The sequence below is a fragment of the Priestia sp. YIM B13489 genome (assembly GCF_042787645.1).
GTDB lineage: Bacteria > Bacillota > Bacilli > Bacillales > Bacillaceae_H > Priestia > Priestia megaterium.
Genome location: NZ_JBHZOQ010000053.1, coordinates 3244795 through 3271364, shown reverse-complemented (window position 1 = coordinate 3271364; position 26570 = coordinate 3244795). Strand labels below are relative to the sequence as shown.

22 protein-coding genes and 1 pseudogene are annotated in these 26570 nt (G+C 37.9%); 20 read left to right on the top strand and 3 right to left on the bottom strand.

Annotated elements, in window-relative coordinates:
* Positions 1 to 137 precede the first annotated feature (137 nt).
* The 9 genes and pseudogenes from ACFX4W_RS22640 to ACFX4W_RS22600 all read left to right on the top strand — a co-directional run bounded on the left by ACFX4W_RS22640 (position 138) and on the right by ACFX4W_RS22600 (position 11006).
* Positions 138 to 1001, top strand: coding sequence for an alpha/beta fold hydrolase (locus tag ACFX4W_RS22640; protein ID WP_043981548.1), 864 nt, complete (start codon positions 138 to 140; stop codon positions 999 to 1001).
* Positions 1002 to 1731: 730 nt separating this feature from the next.
* Positions 1732 to 3075: a hypothetical protein gene (locus ACFX4W_RS22635; protein WP_014459522.1), complete on the top strand. Its 1344-nt coding sequence runs from the start codon at positions 1732 to 1734 to the stop codon at positions 3073 to 3075.
* Between the two features lie 106 nt (positions 3076 to 3181).
* Positions 3182 to 4144: a class F sortase gene (locus tag ACFX4W_RS22630; protein WP_043981549.1), complete on the top strand. Its 963-nt coding sequence runs from the start codon at positions 3182 to 3184 to the stop codon at positions 4142 to 4144.
* Between the two features lie 230 nt (positions 4145 to 4374).
* On the top strand, positions 4375 to 5913 hold the full coding sequence (locus tag ACFX4W_RS22625) for an AbgT family transporter (RefSeq protein WP_280559870.1): 1539 nt from the start codon (positions 4375 to 4377) through the stop codon (positions 5911 to 5913).
* Between the two features lie 265 nt (positions 5914 to 6178).
* Positions 6179 to 7405 (top strand): ammonium transporter, encoded by a 1227-nt coding sequence (locus ACFX4W_RS22620; RefSeq protein ID WP_043981550.1) that lies wholly within the window; start codon positions 6179 to 6181, stop codon positions 7403 to 7405.
* Between the two features lie 14 nt (positions 7406 to 7419).
* Positions 7420 to 7782, top strand: a complete 363-nt coding sequence (locus ACFX4W_RS22615; RefSeq protein ID WP_013057611.1) for a P-II family nitrogen regulator — start codon at positions 7420 to 7422, stop codon at positions 7780 to 7782.
* A 421-nt stretch (positions 7783 to 8203) separates the two neighbouring features.
* Positions 8204 to 8482, top strand: a pseudogene (locus tag ACFX4W_RS22610) (ATP-binding cassette domain-containing protein); the annotation flags it as partial.
* A gap of 300 nt (positions 8483 to 8782) precedes the next feature.
* Positions 8783 to 9691 (top strand): hypothetical protein, encoded by a 909-nt coding sequence (locus ACFX4W_RS22605; RefSeq protein ID WP_025751257.1) that lies wholly within the window; start codon positions 8783 to 8785, stop codon positions 9689 to 9691.
* Positions 9692 to 9908: 217 nt separating this feature from the next.
* Entirely contained in the window at positions 9909 to 11006 is a 1098-nt protein-coding gene (locus tag ACFX4W_RS22600; RefSeq protein ID WP_043981551.1) for an acyltransferase, read from the top strand.
* Positions 11007 to 11035: 29 nt separating this feature from the next.
* Here ACFX4W_RS22600 and ACFX4W_RS22595 read toward each other — a convergent pair whose 3' ends face one another.
* Positions 11036 to 11323: a hypothetical protein gene (locus ACFX4W_RS22595; protein WP_043981552.1), complete on the bottom strand. Its 288-nt coding sequence runs from the start codon at positions 11321 to 11323 to the stop codon at positions 11036 to 11038.
* 221 nt (positions 11324 to 11544) lie between these two features.
* On the opposite strand from ACFX4W_RS22595, the gene ACFX4W_RS22590 reads away from it, so the two are divergent.
* From ACFX4W_RS22590 to ACFX4W_RS22580, 3 genes are all read left to right on the top strand, one after another.
* Positions 11545 to 12033, top strand: a complete 489-nt coding sequence (locus ACFX4W_RS22590) for a GyrI-like domain-containing protein (protein WP_013083710.1) — start codon at positions 11545 to 11547, stop codon at positions 12031 to 12033.
* A gap of 91 nt (positions 12034 to 12124) precedes the next feature.
* A complete protein-coding gene (locus tag ACFX4W_RS22585; protein ID WP_013057601.1) occupies positions 12125 to 12415 on the top strand; it encodes a hypothetical protein in 291 nt (96 codons plus the stop codon).
* Positions 12416 to 12739: 324 nt separating this feature from the next.
* A complete protein-coding gene (locus ACFX4W_RS22580; protein WP_043981553.1) occupies positions 12740 to 13198 on the top strand; it encodes a hypothetical protein in 459 nt (152 codons plus the stop codon).
* A 41-nt stretch (positions 13199 to 13239) separates the two neighbouring features.
* Here the strand turns inward: ACFX4W_RS22580 and ACFX4W_RS22575 are convergent, their stop codons facing one another.
* Positions 13240 to 14460 carry a DUF418 domain-containing protein gene (locus ACFX4W_RS22575; protein WP_043981554.1) on the bottom strand — a complete coding sequence of 407 codons (1221 nt, stop codon included), beginning with the start codon at positions 14458 to 14460 and terminating at the stop codon, positions 13240 to 13242.
* Between the two features lie 165 nt (positions 14461 to 14625).
* Here ACFX4W_RS22575 and ACFX4W_RS22570 point away from each other — a divergent pair, with 165 nt between their 5' ends.
* The 6 genes from ACFX4W_RS22570 (at position 14626) to odhB (ending at position 22965) form a co-directional block, all read left to right on the top strand.
* Complete coding sequence (locus ACFX4W_RS22570) at positions 14626 to 15522, top strand: NAD-dependent epimerase/dehydratase family protein (RefSeq protein WP_043981555.1); 897 nt, start codon at positions 14626 to 14628, stop codon at positions 15520 to 15522.
* 122 nt (positions 15523 to 15644) lie between these two features.
* On the top strand, positions 15645 to 16091 hold the full coding sequence (locus ACFX4W_RS22565; RefSeq protein ID WP_043981556.1) for an OsmC family protein: 447 nt from the start codon (positions 15645 to 15647) through the stop codon (positions 16089 to 16091).
* Between the two features lie 138 nt (positions 16092 to 16229).
* Entirely contained in the window at positions 16230 to 17774 is a 1545-nt protein-coding gene (locus ACFX4W_RS22560; RefSeq protein ID WP_043981557.1) for an MDR family MFS transporter, read from the top strand.
* Positions 17775 to 17840: 66 nt separating this feature from the next.
* The gene (locus ACFX4W_RS22555) at positions 17841 to 18428 is read left to right on the top strand and encodes a PadR family transcriptional regulator (protein ID WP_013057595.1); all 588 of its coding nucleotides are present in this window, start codon (positions 17841 to 17843) and stop codon (positions 18426 to 18428) included.
* Positions 18429 to 18791: 363 nt separating this feature from the next.
* Entirely contained in the window at positions 18792 to 21653 is a 2862-nt protein-coding gene (gene sucA / locus ACFX4W_RS22550; RefSeq protein WP_043981558.1) for a 2-oxoglutarate dehydrogenase E1 component, read from the top strand.
* 16 nt (positions 21654 to 21669) lie between these two features.
* A complete protein-coding gene (gene odhB, locus ACFX4W_RS22545) occupies positions 21670 to 22965 on the top strand; it encodes a 2-oxoglutarate dehydrogenase complex dihydrolipoyllysine-residue succinyltransferase (protein ID WP_014459542.1) in 1296 nt (431 codons plus the stop codon).
* Between the two features lie 41 nt (positions 22966 to 23006).
* On the opposite strand, the gene ACFX4W_RS22540 is transcribed toward odhB, so the two are convergent.
* Positions 23007 to 23615 carry a TetR/AcrR family transcriptional regulator gene (locus ACFX4W_RS22540; RefSeq protein WP_043981559.1) on the bottom strand — a complete coding sequence of 203 codons (609 nt, stop codon included), beginning with the start codon at positions 23613 to 23615 and terminating at the stop codon, positions 23007 to 23009.
* A 197-nt stretch (positions 23616 to 23812) separates the two neighbouring features.
* Between ACFX4W_RS22540 and ACFX4W_RS22535 the strand changes: the two genes are divergently transcribed.
* Positions 23813 to 24988: a YhgE/Pip domain-containing protein gene (locus ACFX4W_RS22535; RefSeq protein WP_043981560.1), complete on the top strand. Its 1176-nt coding sequence runs from the start codon at positions 23813 to 23815 to the stop codon at positions 24986 to 24988.
* A gap of 35 nt (positions 24989 to 25023) precedes the next feature.
* On the top strand, positions 25024 to 26538 hold the full coding sequence (locus ACFX4W_RS22530) for an FAD-dependent monooxygenase (RefSeq protein WP_280559861.1): 1515 nt from the start codon (positions 25024 to 25026) through the stop codon (positions 26536 to 26538).
* The last annotated feature ends 32 nt before the right edge of the window (positions 26539 to 26570 follow it).

The window sequence follows — 26570 nt, the reverse complement described above, 5'->3', positions numbered from 1 at the left end:
TTCAAAAAGATCCACTCTAAATAATTAACTATATTCATAAAAGGAACTAAAAAGAAGTAAACGAGGCAAATGAATTGACGTTCATTTTTTGCAGCGTTATACTGCTCTACAACTACTTATAAAGGAGGAAATGAACAATGAGTAAACAGTATATAAACGTAAATGGCGTTAATTTGCACTACATAAGCAAGGGACAAGGAGATCTTATGCTATTTCTTCATGGGTTTCCTGACTTTTCGCATATTTGGCGACACCAGATAGATGAATTTTCTAATGATTTTCATACAGTTGCTTTGGATTTAAGAGGATATAATCTATCTGAAAAGCCAAGCGGACTAGAATCATACGAAATTGATGTATTAGTAGAAGATATTCGCCAAGTGATTGAAGGTTTAGGATATAGCTCCTGCACGCTAGTTGTACACGACTGGGGAGCAGGGATCGGCTGGACATTTGCTTATCGCTACCCTGAATATGTACAAAAATTAATTGCTTTTAACGGTCCGCACCCTTATACATTTATGCGTGAGCTTAGAACAAATAAAAATCAGCAAAAAGCAAGTGAATATATGAAATGGTTTCAAAAACAAGAAGCACAGGACTATATGGAACGAGATAATTTCTCAGGTTTGCGTAAGCTTGTGATTGACCCAGGTGTAAAAAAAGGATATCTAACAGCTGATGATGTTCAAGCATACATGAACTCTTGGGAAAATGGCTCTGTGCTGTCCATGCTAAGTTATTACCGCAACTTAAAGATTTTCACAGAAGAAGACCTTCAAAGAAAATCTTTGTTTCCGTTAGAAGAAGAAGTGTTACACATCCCGGTACAAATTATTTGGGGAAATCAAGATCCTACTTTTATGCCTGAAAACTTAGATGGTATTGAAGAATATGTACCAAACATATCTGTTCACCGATTAGCTGAAGCATCTCATGCCCCTCAGCATGAAAAGCCTCACGAAGTAAACGACGTGATGTGGAATTTTTTAAATAAGTAAAGATAAAAAGAGGCTCAGCCAAAAGTAGTTTAGGTGAAAGAAAATCCGAACGATGAATTGAGATTCTTGATAAAGAATCCAACTCGTTCGGATTTTTTTATTGCGCAGGTTTCATATATATAGTGGTTTCTAGCTGTTGATTGGAGGGAAAGGCGAAGACTCCTGCAGGAAAACCCCGCGGGGCGCAAACGACGAGAAGGCTCAGCGGCTGCCTGCAGAAAGCGAAGTCTTGAACGGAAATCAACAGCGGTGTTAAAAGTGATTCATACTAACTCATTTATCCCATTTGTTCGTCTTTAAATTGAATTTATCTTGTTATGTCTCAATTTCTTTTTCTGTTAAATTTAAAATATTTATTCAAAAAGTGATCCAAATGAATAAGGTGTTCGTTAGGTAAGTAGAAAAGGAAGTACTTCTTAAGAAAAGGCGGTTAAAAATTTTTTAAAAAAAGTGATCTAGCTGAAGAAGGCGTTCGTTAGGTAAGTAGAAAGGGAAGGCATTCTTCACGAAAATGACATTTTTAAAAAATTTTTAAAAGAGTGATCCAACGTCACTCAGCGATCGTTTAGTAAATAGAAAGAGAATACTTCCTAAAAAGGATCATTAAATGTGAGGGAACATGAAAGTTTAATATATATAATATTCAAAATGTTCAATCTATTTAATGGTTTAAGATGTAGTAAGAATGAAAAAAGTGGCGTACATCAACTAAAAATGAGGAGAGTGGAAAATGATGAAATTAAGTAAAAAATTAATGATCCCTGTACTAGGAGCTTCACTATTGATGCCGACTATTGCAAATGCAGAGGAAGCAAAACCAACGGCAGTAACAAAAGCTTCAGATCTACGAGCGAACTTAGACTACCTATTATCTGAACACTTTACGCTTGCCGTTGCCGCTATGACAACAGCCTATGACGGTTCTAAAGATGCTGACGCTGCGTTCAAAGCATTGGATCAAAATGCCGTCGACATGGAGCCAGCTATTGCTTCTATCTATGGTGATAAAGGAGCGGCTGAGTTTGAACGAATTTTCAGAGAACACAACAATTACACAGATGATTTTGTAAAAGCAACAAAAGAAAACGACAAAGAAGCCATGGCGGAAGTAGATAAAGAAGTAGATCAATTCGTGAATGAATTTGCTAAATTTCTAAGCACTGCTACGGAAGGTAAACTACCTGAAGATGCAGCAAAAGAAGCGCTTCGCGTTCACGAAGATCAAGTAAAAGAAACGTTTGAAGATTATGTAGAAGGTGACTATGAGGCAGCCGCGAAGACATACCGCGAAGGATATCAGCAAATGTTCGCAATTAGTAAAGCGTTATCAAATGCAATTGTAACGCAGATGCCCGATAAATTCGACAATACAAAAGTGGATACACCAGCAGCAGATTTACGTTCTTCATTAAACAGCTTAGCAGCAGAACATTTTGCTCTAGCAACAATGGGAATGGAAAAAGGGTTTAACGGTTCAAAAGATTACGACTATGTTAGCTGGTTAGAAAATGCCAACACAGCAGATTTTAAAGCTGCAATCGGCTCAGTATATGGCGATGAAGGAGCTGCACAATTCGAAAAAATTTGGCAAGGAGATCACATCAATGCCCAAGCTGAATTAGTAAGTGCACAAGTAAAAGGCGATGAAGCAGGAGAAAAAGCTGCAAAAGATAAGCTCCATAAATTCGCGCAAGAATTTGGTACATTCTTAGGAACAGCAACAGATGGAAACCTTCCAACTGCAGACGCACAGGCAGCTATAAAAGCACACGAGGATACGGTTATTAAAACATTTGAACAATATGCATCCGGTGACTACGCTGGAAGTTATGATACGTATCGCGAAGGGTATAAATTAATGTTTGGTGTTGGCCAAGCTTTAGGTGAAGCAATCGTAAAACAAAACCCCGATAAGTTTGCTGAAACAGCTATGCCAACAGATATGCCGAAAACAGGTATGGGCGGGGCATCTGAATCAACGATGAACCCACTAACAGCGATCTATATTGCACTAGGTTCGTTAGCTGTGTTAACAGCTGGAGTGATTTTACGCAAGAAACCAGTAAGCAAATAATATTCTTCTCCTTTTCCTTATGATTTACAAGTCAAGAGTCCTGAAAAAAAGAAGAGAGGTTGTTCTCTCTTCTTTTTTATAAACAGCTGTGAAATGAGGTGACGATGTGAAAAAAGCGATTGTTCTCGCCTACTGTATATTAAGTTTAGTCATCCTTGTTAGCGGGGGACTATATTTTAAAGAACAAATGGTAGAAGCAAAAGAAACAAAGCAACAGGCTGTAGCTAAACAAAAAGAAAAAGAAGCACAATCAAAGGATCTAAAAAGCCGGGTAACGCTTGAAGAAGAATTTGCTGTACTAAAAAAGCATAAAACAGAAGCCAAACAGTTAAACAAAGAATTTAAAGGAATCATCCCTGAAAAAGTGTCCATTCCTGCTGTTCATGTGGAGGCTTCAATTGAACAAGTAGGAGTATTAGACAGCGGTGAAATGGCAGCTCCATCTACAGAAAATGGAGTTGCTTGGTTTGAACCAGGAGCTAAACCTGGCGTAAAAGGAAATGCTGTATTAGCAGGACACGTAGACAGTAAAACCGGACCTGCCGTCTTTTACAACCTAAAAAACTTAAAAAAAGACGATGAAATTACCGTCAGAGATGCACAGGGGACCACGCTTACTTTTGTTGTTAAACGTATAAAAAGCTATCCGCGAGATAAGGCACCTCTAAACGAAATTTTTGGGTACAGCAACAAACGTAATTTAAATTTAATTACGTGCACAGGCACGTTTGACCGTGCGGAAGGAACCCATCAAGAGAGGTTAGTTGTCTATACAGAACTAAAAGCTGACCAAGCAAAAGAATTGGAGCGTGAAGCAAATGCACCACAACCTCCTACACATGTAAAGATGAGCGGTAATTTGCTTACGTGGTACGCGGTACGAGAAGGTAATATTATCGGCTACCGCATTTATAAAAAGAATCCAGGCGGAACATTTGTCCATATTGGCAGCGTTTCGGAATTTGAGCGAAAAAGCTTTGCTGACTCCGACGCATCTCAAGCTCGTTACTATGTAACAGCTGTTAATGAGTCAGGAAAAGAGTCCGCTCCGTCTAGTATAGCGAAATAACAAAAAGCTCTCTTCAAACGGAGAGCTTTTTGTTATTTTTGATTGTCGATTAAAAAGATATCTTCTGCCTTTCTATTTATCTAAATGCTATTAGTTTTAATAGATAAATAAAAATTCCTCGAAAATAATACTTGAATAATATAAATATTCAGATTATTATGTACTAATAGTCTTTTTGGTAATTAAAAGGAAAAATCTAAAAAGAATCTAAACGAAAAAGGAGCGAAAGTATGGCACAACCTAATTTGCAGACGGAGCAAAAATCACACCCAACAACCTTTCTAGACAAACTATTAGGAAGGGTAGAAGCAATCGGAAACAAACTACCTGATCCTTTTATTTTGTTTGTATGTCTAGCGCTTATTATCGTAGTAGCATCTGTTGCTATTCATAGTATGGGAGTAACGGTGGTCCATCCCGGTACTAATAAGACTCTTCCAATTAAAAGTTTGTTGTCGCACGAAGGCATTCAGTATATCTTAACATCGATGCTGACCAATTTCACTGAATTTAAGCCCCTAGGACTTGTACTTGCTATGATGCTTGGAGTCGGACTTGCAGAAAAAGTAGGTCTGCTTGAAGTGGCCATAAAGAAAACGATTTTAAATGCTCCAAAAGCTCTTATTACATACGCCATCATTTTTACAGGAATTATGGCCAACTTAGCGGCAGATGCTGCTTTTGTCATCGTGCCTCCGCTTGCCGCAATGATTTTTTATACAGTAGGAAGGCACCCGCTTGCTGGATTAGCAGCAGGATTTGCTGGGGTGGGATCAGGCTTTACAGCGAATCTTATTATATCCGGAACCGACGGATTGTTATCAGGCATTTCTACTGAAGCTGCTAAAACAATTGACCCAAGCGCTGCTGTCAGTCCTGCAGCAAACTGGTATTTCATGGCGGCTTCTGTATTTGTTTTGACCGTTATAGGGGCGATCGTCACCGAAAAGATTGTAGAACCTAGGCTGGGCAATTATAAAGGAAAAAAACGCAATGATTTTGGTGAAATTAGTGAGGCAGAAGCAAAAGGGTTAAAAAACAGTATCGTTGCTACATGTATTTATGTCGCTGTACTAGCTGTTTTCTTATTTTGGCCCAACTCTCCTCTACGAAATGAAGACGGTGGAATTGTTCCATCTCCTTTTTTAGATGGTATCATTCCGATCACGCTGCTGTTTTTTGTGGTAGTTGGCTCTGTTTACGGAATAACAGTAGGAAAAATCAAAAGTTCTAGAGATGTACCTGCTTATATGACTGAGTCGATGAAAGATATGGCTAGCTATATTGTCCTTATTTTTGCAGCTGCTCAATTTATCGCTTACTTTAATTGGACTAATATTGGAACGTGGATTGCAGTAGAAGGAGCGGATGCATTAAAAGCACTAAATCTAACTGGACTTCCAGTTGTGGTTGGTTTTGTATTTTTAACTGTTGTTCTAAGCCTTCTTATTTTTAGCGGCTCCGCTCAATGGGCACTAGAAGCACCTATTTTTATTCCATTGTTCATGCTGTTAGGCTACAACCCTGGATTTATTCAAGCGGCATACCGAATAGCGGATTCTTCCACGAATGTAATCACTCCTTTAAATCCATATATGATTGTTATTTTAGCTTTTATGAAAGAATACGAGCCTAAGGCAGGACTTGGCACAATTATTTCACTTATGCTTCCTTATACTCTAGCTTTTTTAGGGATTTGGATTGTTATGTTGATTATTTTTGCTGTATTCGGTATTCCTCTGGGGCCTGGTGTATATATGTATTTGTAAAGAAAAATCCTCTTCTATTTCAAGAAGAGGATTTTTTATGTCAGAAACTCTAACACAAATAAAAAATAGTTCAGCTTATGTGTACGTGGAAGAATACATAAGAAAAAGAAAACAGTATAAAAAACAAAAGTTTTCTGAATAAATTTGCAAAAAGTAGTTGCTAAATACATATAAATCAAATATGATAGTAAACATAACAAAAGATGTTATATAATCTAACATTAAATTCAGGGGTTATTTATTCGTACTTAAGGGGGAAATCATCATGCAAATGGGCGATTCAGTATTTATGTTTTTTTCAGCATTATTGGTTTGGATTATGACACCAGCTATTGCATTGTTTTACGGGGGCATGGTTCGAAGTAAAAACATGTTAAGTACCGCGATGTATAGCGTAGGTTCCTTAGCTGTTATATCCGTTCTTTGGATAGTAGCAGGCTATTCGTTAGCTTTTTCGACCGGTGGCAATGCTTTTATTGGTAACTTGGACTGGGTGGGATTAAAAGGAGTCGGGTTCACTCCAAACGGGGACTACAGTGCTACGATCCCGCATAATATGTTTATGATGTTTCAGCTGACATTTGCTGTACTAACAGTAGCTATTATCTCTGGGGCTTTTGCAGAGCGCATGAAGTTTTCAGCATTTATCTTATTTGCTATCCTATGGTCATTATTTGTATATGCACCAGTTGCACACTGGGTTTGGGGAGTTGGCGGATGGCTTCGTGAACTAGGAGCTATTGACTTTGCCGGAGGAAACGTCGTTCACATTTCGTCAGGTGTAGCAGGATTAATTCTAGCTCTTGTTGTTGGAAAACGAAAAAATGCCGATGCCGCAGCACCTCACAATTTACCGTTAACTCTTTTAGGCGGAATGCTGATTTGGTTCGGGTGGTTTGGTTTTAACGTTGGAAGTTCTTTAACTATTAACAGCGTTGCAATGACGGCTTTTATTAACACGAATACAGCGGCAGCAACAGGAATTATCGGCTGGCTTGTAGTAGAGTGGATTATCAATAAAAAACCTACGCTGCTTGGAGCCGTTTCGGGAGCGATTGCTGGACTTGTAGCTATTACACCAGCTTGTGGATTCGTTACACCGTTTGCCTCTATTATAATTGGTTTTATCGGCGGTGCAGTTTGTTTCTGGGGTATCTTCTCACTTAAAAAGAAAATCGGTTACGACGATGCGCTAGATGCATTTGGTCTTCACGGTATTGGGGGAACATGGGGAGGTATTGCAACAGGTTTATTTGCCACAACTTCTGTAAATGACGCCGGTGCGAATGGTTTATTCTACGGAGATCCAAGTCTACTTTGGAAACAGCTGGTTGCTATCGTAGCAACATACCTATTTGTCGGTATTGCTACCTTCATTATCGTTAAAGTGGTTGGATTAATCGTATCTCTGCGTGCGACACAAGAAGAAGAAACACTTGGGCTTGATATTACGCTGCACGGTGAAAGAGCGTATCACGAATCGAATATGTAAAAGGGGTGGGCACAGTGAGTGATGTTTTAACGAAAATTGAAATTATTACACGCCCTTCAAAGTTTGAAGAGCTTAAGCAAGAACTGGCGAAAATCGGCGTTAGCGGTATTACAGTTACGGATGCACTGGGGTGCGGGTTGCAAAAAGGTATTACAGAGCTTTATAGAGGCGTTAAAAAACAAGACAACATGCACGCACGAATTAAAGTAGAAATTGTGGTGTGCGAAGTTCCGGTATCTGACGTTGTTGATAAAGCAAGAAAAGTACTAAATACAGGTCAGCCTGGAGATGGGAAAATATTTATCTATGAATTAAAAAATGCGATTAAGATCCGAACAGGGGAAGAGGGATCACAGGCATTACGAAATAATAGTTAAAGTCGGGGAGAAGTAGAAAACAAAGGGTCACATAAAAGAGGCTTGGACAAAAGTATGTTAGCCAAAGTGAAAAACGAACCGTTAGTCAACATGTTTGATTAACGGTTCGTTTTCTTTGTTATGTTAAACATACATCTGTTTCGTTCCTTCTAGCAGCTGATTGGAAAGAAAGGCGAAGACTCCTGTAGGAAAAGCGGAACAGACGAGACCCCACAGGAGCGCAAGCGACGAGGAGGATCAGCGACTGCCCGCGGAAAGCGAAGTCTTGCGCAGAAATCAATGGCGGTGTCACAAGCAGTTCAGCTCATGTATCTCATTTGTTAGCCTTTAGATTGGATTCATTTCGTTATGTCCCAGCCTCTTTTTTAGGTTAAATAGGTGCAAAGCATGTTTTCGTAGGGTGACATGCTTTTTGTTCCATGTACTAGCCATTGGGCGAACGCTTATGATGAACCCTTCTATGCTTATGCTAGATGAACCTTCTATGGGGCTTGCTCCTATCATTGTAGAACAAATATTTGAAATCATTATGGAATTAAATAAAAGCGGAATGACCATTTTACTCGTTGAACAAAACGCTTATCAAGCACTGCAAATCGCACACCGAGGCTATGTGATTCAAACGGGAGAAATTATTCTGCAAGGGAAAGGATCGGAATTAATTCATAATGAAAAAATAAAAGAAGCTTATTTAGCTTAAAAAAACAAACCGCATCGCGTTTTAACGCTGCGGTTTGTTTTTGTTCACAAGGGATGATTTGGATAAAGCAGGTAAGCATTGCTATTATCTGGTTTAGTTTCTTAATTAAGTAGGGAACGTTTAAAATAAGATTATTGAATAAGTGAGTAATTAGGCAACCCCCTAGATGAAAGAAATGATTCAATTTAAAGCTTTTTTATAAAAAACAAAAAAAGTTGAAACTTTTTTCATTAAAAAACGTTTATAAAGTAATAGAAAAAAATGGGTACGGTTATTTACACTCAAAAAGGAAGTGAGAGCGTGGCGACGCTGAAAACTAATTATTTGACTGACTTATGCTTAATCTATAGAGAAAGTCAATTTTATGTACTGCAAATACCTAGTTTCTACAAAAAAATGGCTAGCAAATACTTTCAGTTTCAGCCTCAAGAAAAAATTATCGCGTATTTACACAGCTCTTTTATAGCAGGCCTAGATAAAAGGGGAATTTGCTTTACAAATAAGGGGATTTACTGGAAAAGCAGAGGGATGAAAAAAGGAAAAATGTTATGGGAAGAGTTCGCTAACATTCAATCCATTACCATTCGAAAAGAAGAAATGATTTGTTTTAATGACGTGGAGAAATTTCAAGTCAATCAAAACGATTACTCAGCTAGAAAGCTAGTATCTCTATTAAAAAAAATCAAGAAATTTATTCGCACTCATTCCCATGAATATATGTGTCAAGACTATATATATCCGTGTGTATCCTCAAAAGAATTAACTTCTATTTGTTCGTCTTTTCAAATTCATCAAACCCCTGATCCAAAAGATGTGTTGTCGGTAGAAGGACAGCTATGTGAAGAAGTTGAAAAAGAGATGCGAAACAGGCTCTACTTACCTGCTAAAGAAAAAATTGTAGCTCATTTAAATACATATCCTCTTCAAAAAACCGAGGGGATTACCGTTTGTTCTAAAGGAATTTATTTCTCAAAATCTTTTAAAACAGTTTACTACCCTTGGCACTTATTTCGCCACGTGAGTATCTCAGTGGAAACCGAGGAATTAAAAATTGCTAAAAAACATTCGTTATCTCTCAACTCAGCTGCCGTGTCAAGCGGGGAAGTAATGCTGTTTCTAAAACAGATTAAACAGCATGTGCAGGCTTTGCATGAAAAAGAAGTCGATATTAAACAAGATAATAAGTTTGCATGGAAGATGTTAATTTAAAAAACAGGTTACGCGTAATCTGTTTTTTTATTTTGTAGTTCTTTAGAATCATTTATTTGGAATATTGAAAGACATCATACAAGTAAACAAGACTAGAATATTGGAAGTTAAGAAATTTTTCCCATGACTATAAGGTTAATTTTACCAAAATATCTTTCCTGTTTGGATAATTATGCTAAAATAGAGCTCGAGTTTATTTTAAGGAGCTGACAACAAGATGGAACGTAATTATTCAATTGATTTTATTAAGTTTTTTGCTACAGTGTTTGTGGTTTGTATTCATGTTAATCCATCACATGACGATTTCTTTTTAGGGAACCAGGAAAATGTGCTAGATGTCATTGTTGACACATTTGCACGATTCGCGGTTCCTTTTTTCTTTATTGTATCAGGTTATTTGTTTATGAATAAAATCCAAAAGCATCCAAAGCCTTCTGCATACTTAAAAAAATACACGTGGAATATTTCAAAGCTTTATGCATGTTGGTTCATCTTTTATTTATTGTTTGGTGTAGTTCTGCGCTTATTTCAGAACCACGGAACATTAGCAGAACGAAAAGGTGCAGTAGCTGATTATTTAACATCATCCATCACATTCAAAGATATTTTTTATTATGGAAGTGACACAAGCGGATTTCAGCTTTGGTACTTGATTGCATTAATTTGGGCTGTGGTCATCGTTTTCTTATTTCAACGATGGAAAAAGATTGGCTTATTAATGTTTATCAGCACCGTATTATATGTAACTGGGTTATTTGGGCAGTCTTATTCTTTATTTTTTCCACTTTCTTTTCAAACGAGAGATGCCCTGTTCTTTGGTTTGTTCTATACAGTATTAGGAGCTATGTTTGCCCTTTATGGTAAGAAAATTCTGTCAGTATTAAACGCAAGGCCAACAATTTATTTAGCCAGCTTTTTTGTGTTTTCAGCGTTAGAGATCGTCGAGCGTTACTGGTTGGTTAATATCCAGCACAGCAAGCCCGGAGACTACTTTATTTCTACGATTTTTTTATCGGCATCATTGTTTTTATTCGTATTGAGCAGTCCAAGTCTTGGCAAAAACTCATTTTTTTCAAAGGTTGGGAAAAATTCAGTTGGCATTTATGTAGTGCATATATGTATATTAAATGAGACCTATCGATTGCTTCGTTCTATAGATTCTTCTTTCTTTACGAATAGTGTCGTTGCCTACGTACTCATCGTTCCAGCAGTTTTTTGGTGCTCGTACTATTTATATAGAGGAATTCAATGGACAAAGGGAAAATTACATGTAAAGCCGCACAAACATTCATTTACAAAGCTACAGCATAAATAAAAAGAGCTGGCTAACTAAGCCAGCTCTTTTTATGATGCAATAGCGTACAAAAGCTGCCTTTGCCGTTGAGGGGATAAAGAAATATTTTGATACAATTCGTAAATATGATGTTCGTTCCGGTGATAACAAATCCAATCCTCGTATGTTCCTTTTAAGAAGATGCGAAAAAACACGATTCGCTTATTCGTGCCGCCTGTTTTTAATTCAATTTTCAAATCATCTGTTTCTAATGTATACTGTACTGTAGAAGAGGAAAGAGCAAGTTTAGTTGTTTTTTTACTTGTTTTAATGAATTCGGCAAGTTCAATGATCTTCATTTTTTTACCTCACTCTATTGTAAATTAGGGGTATCTTATACGTATGATGTGTACAAAGAAAATAGAATCGTTTTTTTATAGTTTAGAAGAATGATCTTCAGCCCCTTCGTTAAGGGATTTGTATAAAAGGTTGACGTTTTCTTTGAATACAAATAAAATGCATATTAAGAAGTATTTCCCTCATTGTAACTACAGAAAAAGAAGAATTAAGGGGGCTCAATATGTTGACTGACTTAGTTGTAAGTCAAAAAGTAGTCAAGGTAAATGAATTTACTGTTGTAGGAGTGCCTATTCGAACAGATGAACCTGTGGAAGAAACGGGCACAGGTCTTATTCCCGAGCACTGGCAGACTTTTTATAAACAACAGTTAGCTAATAAAATTGCCAATAAAGTAAATGGTAATACATTTGCTCTTTATACAGAATTTGAATATGATCAAAAAATGGATTTTACATTTGCTCTCGGATATGAAGTTTTACCCGGCGGCGAACTGAAAGATGATATGAGAGAGTTCATCATTCCAGAAGGTGAATACATGGTGTTTACAACAGCTGTTGGGCCAGCTAGACAGGTAGTCGTAGAGGCTTGGGCTTATATTCGGGAGTGGGCTAAAAAAAATCATCGTGCCTATAAAATAGATTTTGAATTATATGATGAACGCTGTATTGATCCTGAGTACAGTCAAGTTGATATTTATGTTTCAATTTAATAGCTAGTTTTGCTAAGTAGTTAAGATGCAGAGAAACGTTTTTGCTGCGTTCTTACTTTTAACGATAGGAATAAAAAGGGGTTTAGCGAGAGTGATCAGCAACGATTTATTACAAGCTTTAAAAGACGGATATAAACAGAGAATTAAATGGGTACTTATAAGTCAAATGGCACTGTTCATCACCGTAGCAGTCATACTTGTATCAAATTTTGTCACTAAATTTTCGTTTAACCAATTAAGCTTTATTTTTGTTTTGGTTAGTATAAGTTCGCTGTTATCAGGGGTAGAGCACGTATTGTTAAAACGTGAGAAGTGGCAATGGATTTTTGATTTTATTTTAGCTGCTTTTTTTATTGGTTTATCTATTTTTTTACACCGTTAAAGCGCCTGGTTCAGCGCTTTTTTATTTTGAGCAGCTCCGCACGCAATTTTCGGGCCTTTCTAGTATAAACAAAACAAAAATAGGTATTTATGACGAAAATAGTCAGAAAATTTAGTAAAAAAGTCTTGTATCTTGTCTTTATTTCGATTATGATAAGTTTACACCCTTCGTATTCACTTCTTTGGATGTCAGTACCTCTATTTTTACACTACAGAAAAGAGGTGAAGTCATTTCTTCAGTTTTCCTGCTAGCCTGCATACTAACCCTTTTAGCTATTTTATTTAGTAGCAACTACCCTCAAAATTAAAGGAGAGATCCACGCTTATGTCAAAAGCCCCTGTAAAAAACGAAATTGAACTTCAACTATCTGAAACGCACTTTTTTCAACTGCTTGATTTAATTTATTTAGGTAACTGGATGGTCACAGCATGTTCTGGAGTAGAAGATGAGCATGCACAAGAATATACGGATGTAGAAAAACAAATGTTTTCTCATGCAGAGCCTTTCCTTGAAAAAGGACCTTTTCACACGCTAAACAGTGAGGTTATGTTTACAGAAGAACATGAAGATTCTCTTCAAGATATTATTGGAGAATACGATAACGAAGTGTTTTGGGAAGCGCTAGCCTATCGCATGGCTAAACGAGATGTGATAGAACAAATAGGACCCATTAAAGAAATAAAAAATGAAGTTTTTATGCGAATTTTTCATCGAGAAATGGAGTATATACGAGAGTTTGAGACAAATGGAATTAAACGAATAACCATACCTCCTTTGCAGTAAAGGAGACAAATCGGCTTTCAAATTTGAAGGCCGATTTGCTGTTAAGCTGAAGCTTTTCTATTCCGTCTGAGAGGCGGGAAAGATCGGTATGTAAAGCTCCGCCATAACCATTCACACGGACCGTAATAGAAATAATAAAGCCACCACTTATTAAAAAAAAGCTGGAGTGTATATATAATGAGACAAATAATCGTGCTTTCTGTTAAGGTAAGAGTTCCGTATAAACCAAGGACTCTAACCATCCACAGGCAAATTAAAGTTTGGCTAAGGTAAGTTGTTAATGCCATTGTTCCACTATACTTAAAAAGACCCAGCACTGAAGCGTAAGGAGAAAATTGCAGGAATAACAGTAAGGTGGTAAGATAAAAAAAACATAGAAAAATGCCGCTCAAACTTGTAAAAAGGTGAATGGCCGCCTGCTGATAGAGTCCATATTTTAAAATTTCTAGTTTTAAAATAGCGAGAATGATAGTTAAAGTAAAACCTGCTGCACCTGTTATTAACTGAATTTTCTTAAAAAAAGAACGATTTTGTTCGATACTATGTACTAATTCTTTTTTAGCAGTATATAAGCCAAATAAAAACATAGAAAATACGGGAAAGATAGAAAACGGTAGATTTAATAGCATAGGTACCACTTCAACATTCAAACGATAAAACAGCCAAGATAAATAGTCTGCTTGCCTGTAGGTGGATAAATATTGGACTAAGGCATGTTCATGTAAAATCTTATACTCCAACTGAGCCTCCTGCAAGACGTGGGCTGGAATAAAAAACTGCATGCAAGCCAAAAGATAAAAAAAGCATAGCAGGCCTATTGCCCACAGCAAAATCGTCTTGGTTTTTTGATTATAAAAAAACAACAATAAAAAACCGCCAATAGCATACACATGCAAAATGTCTCCATACCAGAAAAAGACAAGATGAAAAAGCCCGATTAATAGCAAAGAAGCCATTCTTCTTGACCATAAAGCAGCGGCAAAGTAATGCTTTTCTTCAGCTCTACGCAAAAAGATTCCGCATCCAAGTCCAAATAAAAAAGAAAAAATCGTAAAAAACTTTCCTTGAACAAACAGCAGCAGGAATAAATCAATATAAGCATCGATTCCTTTATATTCATAAGGAATATCGTACATTTGAAAAATAAATATCGGATAAGCAAAAGCAGGGATATTTACTAAGAAAATGCCTAGCAAAGCAATACCCCGAATAATATCAAGAACAACAAGGCGTTCGTTAAGGGGAAGTGGAGAAGGATTCATCACTGTCGCTCCTTTTTGTTAGATATGTACATCTTAACACGACAGTGGCGAAAAAATAGGTGGGAATATAAAAAAATAAGCGGAAAGATTCATAGCTTTATGAACAAAAAAGTTGGATAATAATGGTATGGTTATCCATATCAAATACGAAAGGTGGAGAAAAAGATGAAAACAGCACTTGTGTTAGGTGGAACTCGTTTTTTTGGAAAAAATTTAGTCCAGACATTGCTCTCTAAAGGAGTTAAGGTTACGTTAGCAACGCGAGGTAAAACCCCAGATGATTTCGGCGACCGAGTTGAACGGATTTTTCTTGATCGTGTAGAAAAAGATTCTGTAATCGAAACAACACGAGGAAGAAAATGGGATGTTATCTTCGATCAAATATGCTATTCTTCACACGGCGCAGCTGTGGCTGTTGAAGCTTTTCGTCATAGTACGAGTCATTATGTACTCACCTCGACTCTTTCAGTATACGGTTCTTTAGAAAAAACGTGTTATGAAGAAGATTTTGATCCATACAAGTATCCTATTTCCTATACACGCCGTGAAAATATTTCCTACCAAGAAGGAAAACGCCAAGCTGAAGCGGTATTTTTTCAAAAAGCACCGTTTTCGGTAACGTCTGTCCGTTTTCCAATTGTAATGGGAAAAGATGATTATACGGATCGCTTACGTTTTCACGTAGAAAAAATTATGCATGAAGAAGAAATTGGTGTACCGGCTATTGAAGCAGAAATGAACTTCATTTCACAGGAAGAAGCCGGTGAATTTTTAGTCTGGTGTGCAGAACAGAAGCTAAAAGGGCCGATTAACGCTTGTTCAAATGGTACTATTTCACTCAAAAATTTATTTTCATATATTGAACAAGCAGCGAATAAAACAGCAAAAACAACCTCTCGTTTAACAGATGAAAATAGTTCTCCTTACGGAGTAGATCATTCTTGGACGATGAGTAATGAAAAGGCTAGCTTTTGGGGATATTCATTTACAAACCTGCAGGACTGGCTGCCTTCATTAATCAAAGCTTTCGTTGAAAGCGAAAAGAAAGTACCTTTAAGTTAAGAAAAAACAAAGACTGCACCGTTTAGCAGTCTTTTTGCTGTGACAAGCAGAACATTTTTATTTTATACATAAAAAGGGTACGCTAGGTACACATCATTATATAGAAGGAAGAAGGATAAACTATGGCAAAACATCACTTTCATTTGCAAGCAAATTGGCCAGGAGGCCGAAATGAAGTAGGTACAATTGAATCAGGACAATTAAAAACAAAAATTTCCATTCCACCAGAAATGGACGGGCCAGGAGTGGGAACAAATCCGGATGAAATGCTGCTAGGGGCAGCAGCCACGTGCTATATCATCACGCTTGCAGCGATATTCGAAAGAAGCGGAATCCGTCAGGAGGCTTTAACGATGGAATCAGAAGCTATTGTGGACGTGACGAATGGTGTATTCACATACGAAAAAATTATTCATAAACCTCATGTTATCATCACATCTGAATTTGCGGCTCAAGAAGAAAAAATCAATCGACTTATAAAAAAAGCAGAAACATCCTGTATGATTTCAAGAGCCATTCAAGGAAATGTTGAGATTGAATTAGAGCCTCAGCTCACAGTAAAAGCGTAATGGACCCATTACGCTTTTCTTATGTTTATTTCTAAAAAAAGCACATTTAAGATTGTAAAATACTCAAATTTGAATATAATAATTTAAGTAGCTATCATTTCTGTTCATCAAAAAGATGACGTGAAAGGAGGAACTGAAATGGTTTCATCAGAAAAAAATATTCGTTTTATCGTAGCAGGATTGCTGCTCGGTATTTTTATGTCAGCCATGGATAATACCATCGTAGCGACGGCTATGGGGAAAATCATTTCTGATCTAGGTGGGTTAGATAAGTTTGTTTGGGTTACGTCCGCCTATATGGTTGCCGTGATGGCAGGTATGCCGATATTTGGTAAACTGTCTGATATGTACGGCCGTAAACGGTTTTTTATTTTTGGATTGACGGTATTTTTACTTGGATCTGCATTGTGTGGCCTAGCGCAAAGCATTGTACAGCTAAGTATTTACCGGGCGATTCAAGGAATTGGAGGAGGAGCGCTTCTTCCGATTGCTTTTACTATTGTATTTGATATTTTCCCTCCTGAAAAACGCGGGAAAATGACGGGATTATTAGGTGCCGTTTTTGGCTCAGCAAGCGTATTTGGTCCGCTTCTTGGTGCATACATTACGGAATACATCAGCTGGCACTGGGTGTTTTATGTGAACGTGCCGATTGGACTTTTATCGTTATTTTTTATTGTGCGCTTTTATAAAGAATCAAAAAGTCATAAAAAACAAAAAATTGACTGGGCTGGTGCAGCCACTCTTGTAATTTCAGTAGTTAGTTTAATGTTTGCTCTTGAACTTGGAGGGAAAGAGTACGATTGGTCTTCTCCGCAAATTTTATCTCTTTTTGCTATCTTTGCTGTGGCGCTATCACTCTTCTTTTTTGTGGAAAAACGCGCGCAAGAGCCGATTATTTCATTTTGGATGTTCAAGCGCCGTTTATTTGCAACATCACAAATTCTCGCTTTCTTATACGGAGCAACGTTTATTATTTTAACGGTATTTATTCCTATTTTCGTTCAAGCTGTTTATGGAGGTTCTGCTACAAATGCAGGTTTAATTTTAACTCCTATGATGTTAGGCTCGGTAGCAGGAAGTGCTATCGGCGGGATTTTTCTCACAAAAACAAGCTTTCGAAACTTAATGATTATGTCCGTTTTTTCATTTGCAGTAGGAATGTTTTTATTAGGAACAATGGAACCTGATACACCTCGTTGGATGCTAACGGTATTCATGATTTTGACTGGGTTTGGCGTAGGATTTAGCTTTTCTCTTTTACCAACTTCGTCAACGCATAAGCTGGATCCACAGTTTAGAGGTTCTGCCAACTCAACGAACTCATTTGCACGTTCTTTAGGAATGACGCTGGGAGTTACGATTTTTGGAACGATTCAAAGCAATACATTTACAAATGAGCTGCAGCGCAATTTTCAAGGTATGGGAAATGGATCACAAGGAGCATTTTCTCAAATAGGAGATCCGAGTGCAGTTTTTCAATCAAGTGCAAGAAACAGCATTCCGCCTCAAATATTAGATAAGATTGTTGATGCTATGTCTACATCGATCACGTATGCATTTATGCTTGCTCTTATTCCAATTGCAGTAGCTATCATTACTGTCTTTTTAATGGGAAATGAACGAGTAGAAGTTCCCCCTAAAAAGCGGGTAGAAGCTAAGGAACCTGCAGCTCAAAAATAGAAAAAGCACGAAGATGTTCGTGCTTTTTCTACTAAATAAGATGCATGTCAAGAGGTGAAAGGTGTTATGAGTGTTAAATTAGTCATATTGGGTTTATTAATGGAAGGAAACAAGCACCCTTATGAAATTCAGCAAACCATTAATGAAAGACAAATGAAGCACTATATTAAACTGGCAAGCGGCTCTTTATATTATGCTTTTGATACGCTTGAAAAAAATCAGCTGGTGAAAGTAGTCGATGTGATTCGAGAGACGAACAGACCTGAAAAGACCGTTTATTCTATTACGGATGCAGGAAGAGAAGAATTTGAGCGCCTTTATTTTGAACAGCTATTAAAAAAAGAGCATATGCATAGACCAGTTTATGCTGCGCTTTCATTTACTTCTTACGTCGATCAAGAAAAAGTGGCTTCTGCTTTAGAAAAAAAGATTGAGGAAACGGCAGCTTATTTAGAAAAAATGCAAAATTTGTACCAAGTTAAAAAGGTGGATCATTCCATTGCAAATCTGTCGATCATTATGCGCACGATTATGCATTTGAAAGTAGAACTAACTTGGTTCACTCATTTACTCGAAGCGGCGAAAAGCAACAAGCTTACAGAAGTAGATGATGGTTATTTTGAAGACGTTGAAAAAATCGTAGATGAGTTTTAAAAAAGAAGCAAAACGCTGCTTCTTTTTTTTAATAGTCATAAAACATATTTCAAGCAATTTAATTTTGCCAAAAGCTAGGTCAATAACAATTAATTAACACCTGATTCGACCTTTAATTAGCTTTACTTATAAAACGCTTTCAAAAAGTAGTAAGACTATTAAAAAAGTAAAAAAAATTAAAGAAATATAGCGATTTCATTTTGATTGACGAGTAAAAGAGTGGTAAAATATAAGCAGATATCAGATACACACGCAGTGAGGTTTATCACTCGTTGTAAAGATGTCAGACGATAAGGTAATCGACATTCAAAATGGAAAGATTGTTGAGTACGACAATTATTATAACTCGTTGGGGGTTTTATCATGGGTAACGAAACGTCGAATAGAGGGGAGCCTTGGCAAGGATTTTTGGGTCCGAACTATGGCTATGTATTAGAACAGTATGAGTTATATGAAGAGCAGTCAGATCTAGTAGATCCAGAGTTAAAAGAATTATTTGATTATTGGGGTGCTCCTCCATTAAACGAAAGCGAGCAGGTTCAGCAAGCTGAATACGCACAGGCTGCACCTTCAGCTAACACATCTAAAATTGCATCGGCTATTAAGCTAGCGGAAAACATCCGTGCTTATGGTCATCTATACGCATCAATTAAACCTCTTGAAAGCGAGAAGAAAGATCCTGTCTTGCTTCACTTGGAAGATTACAATTTAACGCAAGAAGATTTGAAATCAATTCCGGTTGATATTTTATGTACGAATGCGCCATCACACGTCAAAAATGGTTTAGACGCAATTAACTATTTAACAGATGTCTACACAAAAACCATTGCGTTTGAATTCCATCACGTACATAACATGGAAGAGAATAAGTGGCTGACTGATATGGTCGAGTCAGGTGCTATTTTCCAACCTCTTTCAAATGAGAAAAGAACTTCTGTATTAAAGCGTTTAACAGAAGTAGAAGGCTTTGAACAATTTTTGCACCGTACATTTGTCGGACAAAAACGCTTTTCTATTGAAGGCGTAGATATGTTAATTCCACTTGTAGATGAACTGATTGCACGCTCAGTGGAAACAAGCCCAAAAACGGTTAATATCGGGATGGCTCACCGTGGACGCTTAAATGTATTAGCACACGTATTAGGCAAGCCGTATGAAATGATTTTTGCAGAATTCCAGCATGCACCTAACAAGGAATTAGTTCCTTCAGAAGGTTCAATCGGTATCAACTACGGCTGGACGGGAGACGTAAAATATCACCTGGGTGCCGACAAACAAATTAAAGCAGAGAACACAGTTCGAGCTCGTTTGACATTGGCTAGCAACCCTAGTCACTTGGAGTTTGTTAATCCGGTTGTGGAAGGGTTTACAAGAGCAGCTCAAGATGAGCGTGATGTGAATGGATACCCAAAACAAGATGTAAAAAAATCGTTCGCGATTTTAATTCACGGAGATGCTGCGTTCCCTGGTGAAGGTATAGTACAAGAAACGCTGAACTTAAATCAATTGACTGGTTATCAAACAGGTGGAACAATCCACATTATTGCTAACAACATGATTGGATTTACAACAGAAAGCGTCGATTCTCGTTCAACGAAATATGCAAGTGACTTAGCAAAAGGATTTGAAATTCCAATTGTTCACGTAAATGCGGATGATCCGGAAGCCTGTCTAGCTGCTGCTTACTTTGCTTATGAGTATCGCAGACGTTTTAACAAAGATTTCTTGATTGATTTAATTGGATACCGTCGATTTGGCCACAATGAAATGGATGAACCGTCTGTAACGCAGCCGAAGATGTATGAAATTGTGACAAAACGTCCAACGGTTCGTGCTATGTATGCAAAGCAGCTTGAAGAACAAAACGTGATTCAAAGCGGCCAAGCAGATCAAATTAATGAAGAGTTACAAGCGAAGTTAAAAGCAGCTTATGAGAAAGTGCCGCCAAAAGCTGAAAAACAACATAGAATTATGGAAATGCCACAAGCAGTCTTCAAAGGAATTTCAGATATTGATACATCGGTTACAAAAGAAGAGCTGTTTGAAGTGAATCAAGAGCTAGTGAAATACCCTGAAGGATTTAACGTATTTCCAAAACTTGATCGCATCTTATCTAAACGTGCCAAAGCGTTTGAAGAAAATGAAAGCGTAGATTGGTCATTGGGTGAGGCATTTGCATTTGCTACGATTTTAAGAGACGGCACGCCAATTCGTATTACAGGCCAGGATTCTGAACGTGGTACGTTTGCACATAGACATCTTGTTCTTCATGATCATAAGACAGGGGATGTTTACTCACCACTACACGCAATGAAGAACGTAAGCGCTTCCTTTGATATTCGTAACAGTCCATTATCAGAAGGATCCGTTCTTGGATTTGAATACGGCTATAATGTATTTGCTCCGGAAACGCTTGTTCTTTGGGAAGCACAGTTCGGTGATTTTGCCAATGCAGGTCAAGTTATTATTGACCAGTTTATTGCAGCAGGCCGTGCTAAGTGGGGACAAAAATCTGGAATGGTCTTATTGCTGCCACACGGCCATGAAGGTCAAGGACCAGAACACTCAAGCGCTCGTCTAGAACGTTATTTACAGCTAGCTGGTGAAAACAACTGGACAATTGCAAACGTAACAAGCGCTGCACAATACTTCCACTTACTTCGACGACAAGCTGCCATTTTACAGCGCGAAGAAGTAAGACCGCTAGTAGTTATGACACCAAAAAGTTTGCTTCGTAATGCTTTTAGTGTGTCAAACCTTGAAGAGTTTACAAAAGGCTCTTTCCGCTTAGTAGTAGAACAGCCTGGATTAGGCAAAAAAGAAGATACAGTTGAACGAATCGTTCTGTGCAGCGGAAAAATCAGCAGTGAATTAACGGAACGCTTAAACAAAGCAGAAGATGATAAAGATTGGCTACACGTCCTTCGTCTAGAACAAATTTATCCGTTCCCAAGACGCGTAATTGCTGAAATCTTTGCTCGCTATAAAAATTTAAAAGAGATTGTCTGGTTACAAGAAGAGCCGGAAAACATGGGCGCATGGAACTATGTAGAAGATCGACTGCGTGAAGTAGCACCAGAAGGAGCTACGGTTGACTACATCGGACGCACAAGACGCTCAAGTCCAGCTGAAGGAGATCCAACAGTTCACAGACAAGAACAAGAACGTATTTTACAAGATGCATTAACTAAAAATGAAATTGCTAACGACGTTGTTACACGATAAGGAAGGGGAATGAACCATGGGAGAGATTAAAGTACCGGAATTAGCAGAATCAATTTCTGAAGGAACAGTTGCACAGTGGCTAAAACAAGTAGGAGATTTCGTTGAAAAAGGCGATTATATCGTTGAACTTGAAACAGATAAAGTTAACGTTGAAATTACAGCTGAAGACTCTGGTGTGTTAACGGAACTTCTTGCTGGCGAAGGCGACACAGTGCAAGTTGGTGAAACAATTGCACGTCTTGAAGCGAAAGAAGGAGCTTCAGCACCAGCAGCACCAAAAGCTGAAGAAAAACCAGCAGAGGAAGCACCAAAGCAAGAAGCGGCTCCAGCTCAGCAAAAAACTGTTGAAGAAGTAGCGCCAGCAGCTGAAGCGCCTCAGCAAGGAAATCAAAAACAATGGCTAATTGCTTCTCCTGCAGCTCGCAAAGCAGCAAGAGAACGCGGGATTAAGCTAGATCAAGTGCCAACTACTGATCCTCTTGGCCGTGTGCGCAAACATGATATTGATTCGTATGCAGACCAAAAATCAAATGAGCAAAAGCAGCAGGCACAAGCAAGTAAGCCAGCTAACCCGGTATCTCCGTCTCCAGCGGCAAGTGAAAATAGCGATAAACCTGTTGAACGCGAACGTATGTCACGTCGTCGTCAAACAATTGCCAAACGTCTCGTTGAAGTTCAGCAAACAGCGGCTATGCTAACAACGTTTAACGAAGTAGACATGACTGCTGTTATGGCTCTTCGCAAACGACGCAAAGACAAATTCTTTGAACAGCACGACGTAAGACTTGGCTTTATGTCATTCTTTACAAAAGCAGTAGTAGCAGCACTTAAAAAGTATCCATTATTAAATGCTGAAATTCAAGGAAACGAGTTATTAATTAAAAAATTCTATGATATCGGTATTGCTGTGTCAGCTCCAGACGGTCTTGTTGTTCCAGTTGTACGTGATGCTGACCGCAAAACATTCGCTGGTATCGAAGGATCTATCGTTGATTTAGCGAAAAAAGCGCGCGACAACAAATTAGCATTAAAAGATTTACAAGGTGGAACGTTCACAATTACAAACGGCGGCGTATTCGGTTCATTAATGTCTACACCAATTTTAAATGGGCCTCAAGTTGGTATTTTAGGAATGCATAAAGTTCAGCTTCGTCCGGTAGCAATTGATGAAGAGCGTATCGAAAATCGTCCGATGATGTACATTGCACTTTCTTACGATCACCGTATCGTTGACGGCAAAGAAGCCGTAAGCTTCCTAGCTACTGTTAAAGAACTATTAGAAGATCCAGAATCTTTATTACTAGAAGGTTAATAAAAAGAACCTGCTATTTTCTTAGAGAATAGCAGGTTCTTTTATGTTCGTTTAATGCCTGCAACATAAGCAGGACCCAAAAAAGTCATGCTAGCGAGTGTCAGGGCCATTTCTCGCGGTGACTGCTTCATACCTTGTTCTAACCAGTGCTGAATAACTCCAAGATGCGCTGACGTTACGTAAGACATTAAATGTTCAAGTGGAACAAGCGGAGGCGTTTTATTATCCATAAGCTCTAATTTTTCGAGCATATTGGTTTTCATAACTTCTTTAATTTTAAGATGAAAGCCAGGATTTCCTTTTGGACCAAGCATAACCTGCATAAAATATGCATTTTCTTGAATATATTCAAAAAGTGTAATAATAAACGGCAAAGGCTGTTCTTTTAAATTAGCAGACACAATCTCATTGGGATTTGCTTTTTTGATAAATTCTTTTATCTCTTGAATAACTTCATTTTCGCTTTTTTCAAGCAAATCGTATTTATCTTGGTAGTGTAAATAAAAAGTTCCGCGATTAATATCCGCTTTTTTCGTCAAATCCCTGACCGTTACACCTTCAAACCCTTTCTCTTCCATTAATTCTGTCAAAGCATCTCGGATAAATCTTTTCGTTCGAATAATTCTGCGATCTGTTTTTGAATTCCCCACAGCTTTTAAACACCTACTTTTTTCTTTAATAATGAACAGTTATATGCTTTGTGTTAAGTAATCGACATTCCTGCTATTATTGCATATTGAGAATACAGGTAAATTTATTATAATTTACATAGTGATCACTAATCAACATCATGTACATTATCTTTTCGTTAACGTGTATATCCTTAAAACAAAAAGGAGAGATCTACATGAAATTAGGTAATCAAAAGCTTATATATTTTTCACCAATTATAGTAGTAGCTGTTATTTTTATCTTTATTCTAACCTTAATTCCTTCGGCAAGCTCAGCACCTAAGAATTTGCCAATCGCATTCGTAAATGCTGACGAAGGAATGACAGTTCCAGCAAAGGGTAATGTAAATATAGGAAATCAAATCGAACAAAATACGAAAGGGGCAAGTACCGAACAGTCTTCGGTTAAATGGATCTTTGTCTCAAATACTAAAGAAGTTGAAAAAGGATTAAATAATCAACAATACTACGGGGCGCTTATTATTCCAAAAGATTTCACCAAAAAACAGTCGACTCTTCAGACGGCTAAGCCTGATGCACCTGCTATTAAATTATTAGTGAATCAAGGAATGAATACAGCTGCTTCAACCCTAGCAAGTCAGGTGCTAAACGGGGCAGTTGATAAGATGAATGAAAATATGCGCTTGCAGCTAGTGAAAAGATTTGAACAAAACGGAACGCAACTAAGTGCAAACCAAGCATTAGCACTCGCTGCACCGATTCAAAAGACAGTGATAAACGTAAACGAAACAGGGACTCATAGTGTCAACGGAAATGCCCCCGTTTCATTATTTCAGCCGCTGTGGATGGCAAGTATAGCCGGTGCTGCAATGGTCTTCCTCAGCCTTCAAAAAATCACGTTTTCTTCTCGTAAAGAGAAAATCGTTAACCAAGTAGGAATCGTAATCATCGGGGTTATACTTGCTTTAGCTGCTGGTTTCGGGCTTGTGTGGCTGGCTGAAGTAGTTGGAATAAGCGTTCCTTCATTTTTGGATACAGCACTATTCTTAGCTATTGCTTACTTCAGTTTTTTCACCTTGATATCAGCCGTACTTTCATGGCTAGGACTAAAGGGACTTCCGATTTTCGTTATTGTTCTATTTTTTGGCGCACCTTTGCTTTCAATGGCCCCAGAAATTATGCCTGATTTTTATAGAGAGTGGATTTATCCATGGCTGCCGATGAGATTTATGGTAGATGGCGTAAGAGAACTATTTTTCTTTGGAGAACATCTGACATGGAATCCTTCTATATCTGCTCTAGCTCTTATCTCTTTAATAAGTTTGTGTGCTCTGTTTGCTTCTGCTTTACCTGCATCTTCTGTAAAAAAAGAGGAGTCTCGCTCAATATAAACGATACTGTAACTGAATGAAAAGGAGAGATGATGATGAATCCACAAATCCTAATCGTTGGTGCCGGCCCTACTGGCCTCGTTATGGCCTACAATCTAGCCAGACATAACATTCCTTTTCGAATTATTGATAGAAGCGACGGACCTGGGCAAGCCTCCCGGGCTATGGCTATTTTACCGCGAACACTTGAATTTTATCAGCAGTTCGGTTTTGCAGATGAAGTCATAGACAGCGGGATTAAGATGGAAGATGTATACGTCCGAGTGAAGAATAAAATAAAAGCAAAAGTTCATCTAGGATCTTTAGGAGAAGGATTAAGTCCTTTTCCTTTTGTTCTTACATTTCCACAGGACGACCACGAGCGGTTTCTGCTTGAAAAATTAAAAAATTTTGGGATCGAAGTAGAATGGAAGACGGAGTTACTATCTCTAGCTGAACACGGAGAAGAGGTAAAAACTTTATTAAAAGCACAACAAGAGAAAACCGCTTATTTTAAGTATATTTGTGGATGTGACGGAGCACACAGTACCGTTCGCAAGCAAATGAAGATAGAGTTTAAAGGAGAAAAATATAAACAGCATTTTTATGTGATGGATGTTCACGGCTCTGGTGAAGTGATGAAGGATCAAAAAATCAGTATTTCATTTAGCAATGAAGAATTTTTGATTTGTATGCCTGTTAGAAGTAAAGGAACGTATCGAATGATCGGCATTATTCCTTCAACTTTGGGGGGGCAAAACGATGTAAAAGCTGAAAACATTCACGCTTTTATTCAACGAACATTTGGTGCTCAGGTTGAGGGTATAAATTGGTTCTCGACATATCATATCCATCACAGAGTAGCAAGTCGTTTCCGACAGGGGCGTATTTTTCTAAGTGGAGATGCAGCCCATATTCATAGTCCTGCAGGGGGACAAGGAATGAACGCAGGAATTGGAGATGCAGTCAACCTTTCATGGAAATTAGCAGCTGTCCTTCAACACAAAGCGGCACTTTCCATATTAGATACATACGAAGAAGAAAGGTTGCCTTTTGCAGAGCTGCTTGTAAATACAACTGATCGCGCTTTTAAGCGAATGGTGGCACGAGATAAAACGAGTCAATTTTTTAGGAAGCATATCTTTCCGCCTGTACTATCCTTTTTATTTCGTTTCCCTTATCCCCGTCACAAAGCATTTACGATTTTATCTCAAATCCGCATTAAGTATCGAAATAGTGACCTAAGCAGCGGGCAAGGGACAAATGTGCAAAGTGGTGATCGATTACCCTATGTAGAAGGGAATTTTGAATCTTTACAGTCTTTAAACTGGCAAATACATGTCTATGGAACAGCAGCAGAGAAGCTAAAAAAGAGCATGCAAGAAAAAGACTTCTCCTTGCACGAGTTTTCTTGGAACCCTTACTTGAAGAAAGCAGGGCTTCAAAAAGATGCTCTGTACGTTATTAGACCGGACGGATACATTGGTTTTATTAGCAGCGAGCAGCGTATAGATCTGCTTCATCAATATTTGAATACGCATAAAATCCTTCCTTTTACAAATGAATATTAGATCTAAAAAAACGCCATCTTATATGGTGTTTT

Bases quoted from the DNA above. Each gene is read 5' to 3' on its own strand.
- ACFX4W_RS22640 (WP_043981548.1), top strand. From the start codon at position 138: ATGAGTAAACAGTATATAAACGTAAATGGCGTTAATTTGCACTACATA.
- ACFX4W_RS22635 (WP_014459522.1), top strand. From the start codon at position 1,732: ATGATGAAATTAAGTAAAAAATTAATGATCCCTGTACTAGGAGCTTCA.
- ACFX4W_RS22625 (WP_280559870.1), top strand. From the start codon at position 4,375: ATGGCACAACCTAATTTGCAGACGGAGCAAAAATCACACCCAACAACC.
- ACFX4W_RS22620 (WP_043981550.1), top strand. From the start codon at position 6,179: ATGCAAATGGGCGATTCAGTATTTATGTTTTTTTCAGCATTATTGGTT.
- ACFX4W_RS22600 (WP_043981551.1), top strand. From the start codon at position 9,909: ATGGAACGTAATTATTCAATTGATTTTATTAAGTTTTTTGCTACAGTG.
- ACFX4W_RS22595 (WP_043981552.1), bottom strand. From the start codon at position 11,323: ATGAAGATCATTGAACTTGCCGAATTCATTAAAACAAGTAAAAAAACA.
- ACFX4W_RS22590 (WP_013083710.1), top strand. From the start codon at position 11,545: ATGTTGACTGACTTAGTTGTAAGTCAAAAAGTAGTCAAGGTAAATGAA.
- ACFX4W_RS22580 (WP_043981553.1), top strand. From the start codon at position 12,740: ATGTCAAAAGCCCCTGTAAAAAACGAAATTGAACTTCAACTATCTGAA.
- ACFX4W_RS22575 (WP_043981554.1), bottom strand. From the start codon at position 14,460: ATGAATCCTTCTCCACTTCCCCTTAACGAACGCCTTGTTGTTCTTGAT.
- ACFX4W_RS22570 (WP_043981555.1), top strand. From the start codon at position 14,626: ATGAAAACAGCACTTGTGTTAGGTGGAACTCGTTTTTTTGGAAAAAAT.
- ACFX4W_RS22565 (WP_043981556.1), top strand. From the start codon at position 15,645: ATGGCAAAACATCACTTTCATTTGCAAGCAAATTGGCCAGGAGGCCGA.
- ACFX4W_RS22560 (WP_043981557.1), top strand. From the start codon at position 16,230: ATGGTTTCATCAGAAAAAAATATTCGTTTTATCGTAGCAGGATTGCTG.
- ACFX4W_RS22555 (WP_013057595.1), top strand. From the start codon at position 17,841: ATGAGTGTTAAATTAGTCATATTGGGTTTATTAATGGAAGGAAACAAG.
- sucA (WP_043981558.1), top strand. From the start codon at position 18,792: ATGGGTAACGAAACGTCGAATAGAGGGGAGCCTTGGCAAGGATTTTTG.
- odhB (WP_014459542.1), top strand. From the start codon at position 21,670: ATGGGAGAGATTAAAGTACCGGAATTAGCAGAATCAATTTCTGAAGGA.
- ACFX4W_RS22535 (WP_043981560.1), top strand. From the start codon at position 23,813: ATGAAATTAGGTAATCAAAAGCTTATATATTTTTCACCAATTATAGTA.
- ACFX4W_RS22530 (WP_280559861.1), top strand. From the start codon at position 25,024: ATGAATCCACAAATCCTAATCGTTGGTGCCGGCCCTACTGGCCTCGTT.